This is a genomic window from Streptomyces sp. 8N706 (assembly GCF_052245415.1).
In the GTDB taxonomy this organism is placed as follows: domain Bacteria; phylum Actinomycetota; class Actinomycetes; order Streptomycetales; family Streptomycetaceae; genus Streptomyces.
Map to the genome: position 1 here is coordinate 1 of NZ_JBQQBW010000181.1, position 8,972 is coordinate 8,972.

Here is an 8,972-nt window from a genome sequence, read left to right on the forward strand (position 1 = left end):
GTGGTGGCGTTGGTGGTCAGGGCAACGGCGGTGCCGCTGTCCGGGTGGAACCGCAGGTGGGCGGTGCCGCCGTCGACGGTGCCGTCGTGGCCGAGCCAGTGCCCGTCGGCTGAGGCGTAGTGCGCCAGGCCCAGGCCCCAGCCGTCGGCCATGCCGAAGGCGTCGGCGGCGGGCATCCGCACGCCCATCTCGACACGCAGCTCCTCGGGCAGCAGGGTGCTGGATTCGGGGTGGGTGCCCAAGTGCAGCCCGGCGAGGGCGACCAGGTCGTCGGCGCTGCCAGCGAGTCCGCTCGCCGGTGCCCAGCTGAGCGGGAGGAAGAGGCCGACGGGGCGAGCGGTGCGCTGCTGTCCCCGTTGGACGGCGTGGCCGTCGGCGAGGGGGCGCTGCCCGGTCGGGGAGCCGTTCACGAACACCGGGTCGATGCCGAGCGGCCGGAGAAGCGCATTCTCCATGACGGCTTGCCACTTCATGTCCGTGACGGCCTCGATGACCCGGCCCAGAATGTTGTAGCCGGAATTCGAGTACGAGAAGCAATGGCCCGGCTTGTGCAGACTGCGGGTGGTCGCGACGCTCGCCGTGTAACGGGCGAGAGAGGTCTCTTCGACGTCGTCGAGTTCATGGTCGGCGACCAGTCCGGCGGTGTGGCTGAGCAAGTGCCGGAGGGTGATGGCGGAAATCACCTCGTCCACCGCCCCGTCGAACTCCGCCAAGTACTCGCCGACCGGGTCGTCCCATTCCGGGTCGCCCTCGGAAACGAGCTGGGCCACCGCGGTGGCCGTGAAGGCCTTGGTCACCGAGCCGAACGCGAAAGCCGTCCCCGTGGTCACCGGGCCGGTCCCGCCGGCGCGTGTCACGCCTGTGGCCACGGACAGGCTTTGTCCCGCTTGGTGGATCGTCAACTGTGCGCCGGGAACCGAGTGGTCGTGCGCGAGTTCGCACAGTCGGTCCGCCGCGAGGTCCGCTTCCACGTCTCCCCCTCATCGAACTTCACGGGTACGGCTACCCGCACCATGGAGGGTGCGGGTAGCCGTACCCCCTCATCCTCGGTCAAGTGTTCGCTGAACGGCAAGAGCTTTCGGTCTGAGGAAAAAACGCAGTTCAGACGGCGTGCACGGACCAGGGCAGGGTGGCCTTGACCGTCGTCGGTCCACCGGGCGGACTATTCACGTCCAACCGCCCGTTGAGTGCGGCGGCCCGGTCCTCCAGCCCGCGCAGCCCGGTGCCGGCCGCCAGGGAGGCGCCGCCGGTGCCATCGTCAGTCACCGAGACGACCAGGTGGTTGTCGTGCTCTTCGAGGGTGACGTGAATACGCGTGGCGGAGGCGTGCTTGACCGTATTGGCCAGGCATTCGGCGACGATGTAGTATGCGGTCGATTCCACTCTCACATCCGGGCGCCGGTCTAGGCCGCTGGTCACCACCACGGGCACGTGAAAGCGTTCCGTCAATGCCGTCACGGCCGCGTCCAGACCACGGTCGCTCAGAATGGGCGGCTGGATCCCCCGTACCAGGTCCCGTATTTCGTCGAGCGCCTTGCCGATTTCCTGGTGGGTTTCCTCGACGAGCGCGCACAGAAACTCCGCGTCGTCGCTCCGGCGGTGTTTGGCCCGCGAAAGGTGCATGAGCAGTACGGCGAGACGCGCCTGCGCCCCGTCGTGCAAATCCCTTTCGAGGCGGCGGTAGTCGGCGTCATTCACCCGCAGCACCGCGATGCGCTGACGCTCGGCCGCCTCTTCCCTTCGCTGTGCTTCCGCCTCGTCGATACGGCTCAGAATGCGGCGCACCATCCGGGCGCGCAATTTTCCCATACAGAACAACAACCCCAGCAGTACCGAGAAGAGCACCACGGAAGCGGCGGCGACCGACACGCGCGTGACGGCTCCGGCCACCACCAGCGTGTTGCCGGGCCCGAACGCGAGCTGTTCGGGCGGTCCGATGGGCAGGGCCACGATGAAGGCGACCACGGGGAACGCCAGGGCGGCCAGCGGCAGCAGCCACACCGTGCCGAGCAGCAGCAGACCGAGGTACCCGATGTCGTCCCAGCTCGCCTCCGTGGGGCGGTGCTCCCGCTCCCGTCCCCCCACGGCGGCCCGGTGCGGGCCCTCCCCCTGCCCGGGGTCGCCGACGACGGAGTGGGCGAGCAGCCGCTCCAGGTCGGCGATGGCCCGCAGCAGCGGCAGGCTGAACGACAGGCCGTCGCGCAGGAGGGCCATCCAGGCCGGCAACTGCCGCAGCACCTCTCGCAGCGGGTTGTCCGGGCGGGGCGGCGGTCGCCCCCCCGCCCGGGTCGCCCACCGCACCACGGCGGCCACGGCGCGCACGCCGAGGACGACCGCCATCGGCAGGCCGACGAGCAGGAGCCAGGAAGCGGCGCGCAGCGCCAGGGAGACCAGGAGCAGCGGGGCCAGCAGAAGGCCCACCAGGCTGCCGACGGAGAGGTAGATGAGGCCGGCGGCCACGCGGTAAGGAATTGGAAATGTCACGGGACTCCGGACCACCGTGCGTCATTCGGCTCTGTCCTGCAGCCTTTCCATGCCCCGCAGATAATCCAGTACCGCCAGCACCCGCCGGTGTTTCTCACCCGAGTTCGGAATCCTCAACTTGCCGAGAATGGAGGTTACATGTTTCTCCACGGCCCGTTCGGATATGCCGAGGCGGTTGACGATTCCGCTGTTCGTCAATCCGGTCGCCATGAGTTCGAGCACCTGGCGTTCGCGCGGAGTCAGCAACTCGGTGGCGCGTTTCTCGCGCGGACTGCCGACGAACTGCTTGAAGATGTCGGAGTCGAGGACGGTTTCCCCGCGCCGGACCCGGTGCAGGGCGGAGAGGAATTCCTCGAAGTCCCCCACGCGCTGCTTGAGCAGATAGCCCGTCCCGGCCGGGGCGTCCTGGACCAGCTCCTCCGCGTACGTGGGCTCCAGGTACTGGGAGAGCAGCAGGACCGCGGTGTCGGTGCCGAGTTTCTGGATCTCAAGAGCGGCGCGAATACCCTCGTCCGTGTACGTGGGCGGCATACGGACATCCATAATCACCACGTGCGGCCGGGCGCTGAGAACCACTTGAATCACCTCGGTGGTGTCACCCAGCGAAGCAACGACCTCAATTCCTTCGTCCGCCAGCAGCCTCGCCACTCCCGCTCGCAAGAGCGCGGAATCCTCGGCGATCGCGACGCGCATGGAGACTCCTGCTCGTTTGGATCGTGCCAACCAACCGACGGACAAGCCGCCGAATGGTGAAGGGAAAGTTGAGCGGTGTGGGGGGCCACAGCATAGGCGTGGCATGATGGATGACGCTACGTCGAACGTCATTTCTCCAGGTGAGGTAGGGTGCTACTGGCGCGACGCCACCGTCGCCACGCTCACTTGCCGGAGCAAACGTCCGGTCGCTGAGAGGCTCACCACCACACCCACGAGCAGGCACGCGGCGGTGAGCGTTCCGAGCATTCCCCAGGGCACGCTCAGCGGCGTCTCGCCTCCGAACACGGTCAGCGCTCCCCGGTAGGCACGCGCGCCGACCGTCACCACCCCGGCCGCGATCAGCACCCCCAGCAGCGTGGTGGACAGCGTCTCCCACAGCGCCATCCGGCGCACCTGTCCCGCGCTGACCCCGATCATCCGCATGCCCGCGATCTCCCGGCCGCGCCGGCTGTACGACATGATCAGGGTGCTCGCCACCGCGATCAGTGCGTACAGCGACGCGGGCACGGTCAGCACGGCCAGCACCAGCCGGTTGAGCCGGTCCTGATCGGTCGCCACCCGCCCGAACCAGTCCGCGGTCGGGGTGACCCGCACCCGGTCCGCGCCCAGCCGTTCGGTCAGCTCCGCGGCCACCACCGGGGCCGAGCCCGCGGCCTTCTCGTCGAGCAGTACGGTCGCGCGCTCCAGCCCCGGGACGGGGGAGGTGTCCCGGGCGCCGGAGGGCAGCAGCAGCGGGGGCACGTCCGACCCGCCGTCCAGCACCGCGGTCACCCGGGCCTTGACCGGCTCGCCGCCGAACAGGCCGTACGTGAGCGTGGAGCCGGCGCGGTGCCCGTACCAGTCGGCGAATTCCCGGGAAACCGCGACCGTTCCGGGCCCGAGCGGGCCGAGGGTCCCGTCCACCACGGTGATCCGGTGCGTACGGGCCAGCGCCACCGGGTCAGCGACCGCCGCCTGCTCCTTCCACACCGAGTGCGGTCCCGCGACCGCGACCTCCACCGGGGCGGGCGCCGAGACGGCCGCCACCCGCGGGTCGGCCCGCAGCTCCGCGACGGCGTCCCGGCCCAGCGTGGCGCCCGCGGCGGGCTCGACGACCAGCTGGGCAGCGGTACGCGCCCGGTCGTCCGCCTCGGTCGCCGCACCCGTGGTGGACAGCACCGTGGTGAAGACCCCGACGATCGCGAGGATGGCCAGCACCGGCCCCACCAGGGACGCCGTGCGCCGTCGCGAGGTGCGCACCGACTCCGCGGCGAGCCGCCCGGCCACCGGGTCCGCCCAGCGCAGCGGCAGCGTCATCAGCCGCAGCAGCGGCGGCAGGTACAGCGGCCCGAACAGGGTGGCCGCGACGGCCAGCGCCATCGTGCCGAACAGCGCCAGCGGAGTGGCCGCCTCCGCACCGACACCGGGCACGAGCGCCACCATCACCGCACCGGCGGCGAGCGTCAGCACGCCCATCACGCCGCGCCCCGCGGTCATCGTCCGGGCGTCCAGGTCCGCCTCGCGCAGCGCCTCGGTGGGCCGCACCCGAGCGGCCCGCTTCGAAGCGGCCAGCATCCCCAGCACGGCGATGACCAGGCCACTGCCCGCGGCGAACACCAGCGGCCACAGCAGTGGTCCCGGTCGCAAATCGACCGGCGACAGACCGGTCCCGTTCAGCGCCTCCACGGCGACCGGAGCGGCCACCGCCGCGACCACGCAGCCCGCCAGCGCGGCGGGCACCGCCACCGCCAGCGACTCGCCCAGCACCATCCGGCGCACCTGCGGCCCGCCCGCGCCGACGAGACGCAGCAGCCCCATGTCGCGGCGGCGCAGCGCGATGCCGAAGGCGCAGGTCCCGGCGATCACGAAGACCGTGACGAACGCCGACACCACCCCGGCCATCGCCAGCACGCTCTGCACGCCGCCCATATCCAGATCACCCCGGGAGAGGGTGCGTTCCGTGCCCGTACTGTCGGTGAGGGTCACCGACGGGTTCCCGGCGTCCGGGGACGCGGGCACTGCCCACGTGGCGGCGAGCGCCGAAGCGGACACCCCGATCAGCGCCACACCGAGCGCCAGCGCCACGAACGTACCGGTGAACAGGGCCCAGTAGTGGCGCACCGACTGCACCGAGATGCGCCACATCACCGCTCCCACAGGCCCAGCTGGTGGGCCACCGCGTCGGCCGTCGGGTGGTCGAGCCCCCCGACGACCTTGCCGTCCGACAGGAACACCACGCGGTCCGCGCACGCGGCGGCGGCCGGGTCGTGGGTGACCATCGCCACCGTGCGGCCCGCCCGGTCGACCGTGTCGCGCAGCAGGTCCATGATCTGCCGGCCACTGCGCCGGTCCAGGGAACCGGTCGGCTCGTCGGCGAAGACGATCTCCGGTTCAGCCACCAGCGTCCGCGCGATCGCAACCCGCTGCTGCTGACCGCCGGAGAGCTGCGCGGGCCGCCGGTCCGCCTTGTCCTCCAGCCCCACCTGGCGCAGCGCCTCCATGACCCGGTCCCGCTTGACCCGCCCGCCCTGCAGGCGCAGCGGCAGCGCCACGTTCTCGAACACGGTCAGCATAGGCAGCAGGTTGAACTGCTGGAAGACGAAGCCGATGCGGCTGCGGCGCACCGTGGTCAGCTCGCGCTCATCGCAGGCCGCAAGGTCGGTGTCGCCGAGGAGGACCATGCCTCTATCGGGCTTGTCCAGTCCGGCGGCGCAGTTCAGCAGGGTGGTCTTGCCGGAACCCGAGGGGCCCATCACCGCGGTCAGCGCCCGCTGCGGAAAGCCCAGGCTGACCTCGCGGAGCACGGGGACGGGGCCCGCGGCGCTCGGGTAGCTTTTGGAGACGGCGGCCAGCTGGACGGCAGGGAGCTGAATATCGGTGAGCAGTGACATGCTCCCAGTCCACCAGAACGGGCCGCCATGGTCAGTGGGCCTGCGGGGAGTCCTGGGGAGAGGGTTTTCCCTACCATTGTCCGCGCCCGCCGGGCGGTTAGAGTTCCTGGTGGACCAGCCCGCGCCACGGCCTTCCGGAGGGACACGCACCATGACCGTCGCCGTCTGGGAGGCCATGCGACGGCGCCCGTTGCACTTCGCGCTCTCCGCCTGGCCGCTGCGCTCTTCGGCGTTCCTGCTGAGCGGCACTGTCCTGGGCTTCGTGGTGCTGCTGCTCTTCACCGCCCTGCTCTTCGTCGGCGTCGGCCTGTCGGTGGTGGGCATCGGCCTGGTCGTCCTCATGGCGGGCGCCGTGTTCGGCATCCCGGTCGCCGCCCTGGAGCGGCGCCGACTGCGGCTCGTCGAACCGGACCCGCTCCTCGACCCGCACGGCTCCCTGCCCGGTACGGGTGCCCTGCCGTGGCTGCGCACCCGACTGCGGGAGCGGGCGACCTGGCGGGAACTCGCGTACACGCTGGTCCTGGGGGTCGTCTTCACGGCCACGGGGATCGGCTTCACCGCCCTTCTGGGGCTGTCCGCGATCCTGACGGCGACGCCCGTCATCGTGTGGGCGATCGCCCCCGACACGGTGATGCTGGTGCCTGGGCAGCCGATCTCCGACCCGGTCGCGGCCCTGCCGGGCAGCGCCGTGGGGCTGCTCGGGCTGCTGGTCTCGGCGTACGCGGGCGGGCTGCTGACGGGGGCGCAGGTACGGGTCGCCCAGTTCCTGCTGTCGGCCCGCGACGAGGACCTCAGCAGCCGGGTGATCGAACTCACCCGCTCCCGTGCCCGATTGATCGACGCCTTCGAGGCCGAGCGGCGCCGTATCGAGCGCGATCTGCACGACGGCGCCCAACAGCAGCTGGTGGCCCTCACCATGACGTTGGGGCTGGCCGAACTGGAGCTGCGCGGCCAGGACTCGGCCGCCGCCCCGCTCATCGCCCGGGCGCGCGGCGAGGTCCGCCAGGCCCTGGACCAGCTGCGCTCCCTGGTGCGCGGCATCCACCCCCAGGTCCTCACCGACCACGGGCTGCCCGCGGCGGTCGCCGAACTCGCCCTGCGCAACCCGATCCCGGTGACCGTCGACATCGACCTGCCGGACCGGCTGCCGTCGGCGGTCGAGACGACGGCGTACTTCACCATCACAGAGGCGCTGACGAACGCCTCCAAGCACAGCGGCGCCGACAAGGTGGCCGTCATCGGCCGGCTCAGGGACGACAAGCTCGTCCTGCTCATCACCGACAACGGGCACGGCGGAGCCGACCCGGCCGCCGGTGCCGGTCTGCAAGGATTGGCGGACCGGGTGGCCATTCTGAAAGGCAGGCTCATCGTGACCAGTCCCGTCGGCGGACCGACGCAACTACGCGTGGAGGTGTCGTGCTCCGCGTAGTGCTTGCCGAGGACGCCGTCCTGTTGCGCGCCGGTCTGGTGGAGTTACTGTCCCGCGTGGGGCACGAGGTGACCGCCGCCGTCGGCGATGCCGAGGAGCTGGCGCGCGCCGTGGACGCCGACCGGCCGGACGTGGTCATCACCGACGTACGGATGCCGCCGGGCTTCCGCGACGAGGGGCTGAAGGCGACGCTGGAACTGCGCGGCCGGCACCCGGGCCTGCCGGTACTGGTGCTGTCGCAGTACGTCGCGACCGCGTACGCGACCCAGCTGTTCAGCGGCGGTTCGTCGGGCGAGGGGGGCCTCGGGTACCTGCTGAAGGACCGGGTCGGCGAGGTCGCGGACTTCCTCGGCGCGCTGGACCGGGTCGCCGGCGGGCAGACGGTGATCGACCCGGAGGTGGTCCGGGTGCTGCTCCAGCAGCGGACGGCGGACGAGCCGCTGCAGCGGCTCACGCCCAGGGAGCGGGAGGTGCTCGCCCTGATGGCGCAGGGCCTCAACAACCAGGCCATCGCGCAGCGGCTCACCATAACGGAGGCGTCGGTGGTGAAGCACTCCAGCAACATCTTCATGAAGCTGGAGCTCGACCCGGCCGAGGGCAACCGCCGCGTCCTGGCGGTCCTGGCCCACCTCCGCCGCGAGACCCCACCGGCCTGACACCGCGGGCGGGTTCGCAGAGCCGCCCGCGGAGCGTGGCCCTCGCCCGTACCCTCGGCCGCCGTATTTCGGGGTGACCGTCAGCCGGCGTACTTCGGGGTGACGGGCCGCCGGTCCGCGCCCGGGGTGAGCAGCCGGGTCAGCCGTTCCGCCGACGCGTCCCAGGACCACTGCTCCGCCACCCACGCGCGGCCCGCCTCGCCCATCGTCGCGGCCCGCTCCGGGTCGCGCAGGACCGCCGCCACGGCGTGCGCCACGCCCCGCACGTCCGTGCCGTCGACCACCGTGCCCGTCACGCCGTCGACGACCGTGTCCGGTGCACCGCCCGAGTCGCCGACGACGACGGGCAGTCCGCTGGCGGCCGCCTCCAGGAACACGATGCCCAGCCCCTCCGCCTCCAGCCCCGCCTTCCGCGTACGGCACGGCATGGCGAACACGTCGGCCGCCGCGTAGTAGGGCGCCGTCGAGGCGTGGTCGAGGCTGCCCGCGAACACCACGTGCCCGTCGGCGTACTTGCGCGCGAGCGTGCGCAGCCGCGCCTCGTCCGGGCCGCCGCCCACGATCACCAGCACCGCGTCCGGCACGGTCCGCCGGATGCCCGGGAGCGCCCGGATCAGCGTGTCCTGTCCCTTGCGGGTGACCAGCCGCGAGACGCACAGGATGATTTTGCGGCCCATGATGCCGTGCCGTTCGCGGATCTGCCGGGCCTGGCCGGGCTCGGGCCGGAACGCCGCCACGTCCACGCCCGGCACCAGCCGCACCAGTTCGGCGCGGGGCCCCAGCGCGGGGGCGATGTGGCGCCGGGTGTACTCGCCCAGG

Annotated in this window: 8 protein-coding genes; 2 read left to right on the top strand and 6 right to left on the bottom strand. The window is 71.6% G+C overall.

The window, feature by feature from the left end:
* The 5 genes from ACTWQE_RS32855 to ACTWQE_RS32875 form a co-directional block, all read right to left on the bottom strand.
* A partial coding sequence (locus ACTWQE_RS32855) for a serine hydrolase domain-containing protein (RefSeq protein WP_443332744.1) occupies positions 1-971 on the bottom strand: 971 nt, incomplete at its 3' end.
* Between the two features lie 130 nt (positions 972-1,101).
* Positions 1,102-2,484, bottom strand: a complete 1,383-nt coding sequence (locus ACTWQE_RS32860; protein ID WP_443332745.1) for a sensor histidine kinase — start codon at positions 2,482-2,484, stop codon at positions 1,102-1,104.
* Positions 2,485-2,505: 21 nt separating this feature from the next.
* The gene (locus ACTWQE_RS32865; protein ID WP_443332746.1) at positions 2,506-3,177 is read right to left on the bottom strand and encodes a response regulator transcription factor; all 672 of its coding nucleotides are present in this window, start codon (positions 3,175-3,177) and stop codon (positions 2,506-2,508) included.
* Between the two features lie 153 nt (positions 3,178-3,330).
* Complete coding sequence (locus ACTWQE_RS32870; RefSeq protein ID WP_443332747.1) at positions 3,331-5,322, bottom strand: FtsX-like permease family protein; 1,992 nt, start codon at positions 5,320-5,322, stop codon at positions 3,331-3,333.
* Positions 5,322-6,068 (bottom strand): ABC transporter ATP-binding protein, encoded by a 747-nt coding sequence (locus ACTWQE_RS32875; protein WP_443332748.1) that lies wholly within the window; start codon positions 6,066-6,068, stop codon positions 5,322-5,324. Before ACTWQE_RS32875 ends, ACTWQE_RS32870 begins: the two co-directional genes overlap by 1 nt.
* A gap of 151 nt (positions 6,069-6,219) precedes the next feature.
* Here ACTWQE_RS32875 and ACTWQE_RS32880 point away from each other — a divergent pair, with 151 nt between their 5' ends.
* Both ACTWQE_RS32880 and ACTWQE_RS32885 read left to right on the top strand, forming a co-directional pair.
* Complete coding sequence (locus tag ACTWQE_RS32880) at positions 6,220-7,497, top strand: sensor histidine kinase (protein ID WP_443332749.1); 1,278 nt, start codon at positions 6,220-6,222, stop codon at positions 7,495-7,497.
* Positions 7,485-8,153 carry a LuxR C-terminal-related transcriptional regulator gene (locus tag ACTWQE_RS32885; protein ID WP_443332750.1) on the top strand — a complete coding sequence of 223 codons (669 nt, stop codon included), beginning with the start codon at positions 7,485-7,487 and terminating at the stop codon, positions 8,151-8,153. Before ACTWQE_RS32880 ends, ACTWQE_RS32885 begins: the two co-directional genes overlap by 13 nt.
* A gap of 80 nt (positions 8,154-8,233) precedes the next feature.
* Here the strand turns inward: ACTWQE_RS32885 and ACTWQE_RS32890 are convergent.
* Positions 8,234-8,972: glycosyltransferase family 4 protein (locus tag ACTWQE_RS32890; protein WP_443332751.1), on the bottom strand; the 739-nt coding region annotated here is incomplete at its 5' end.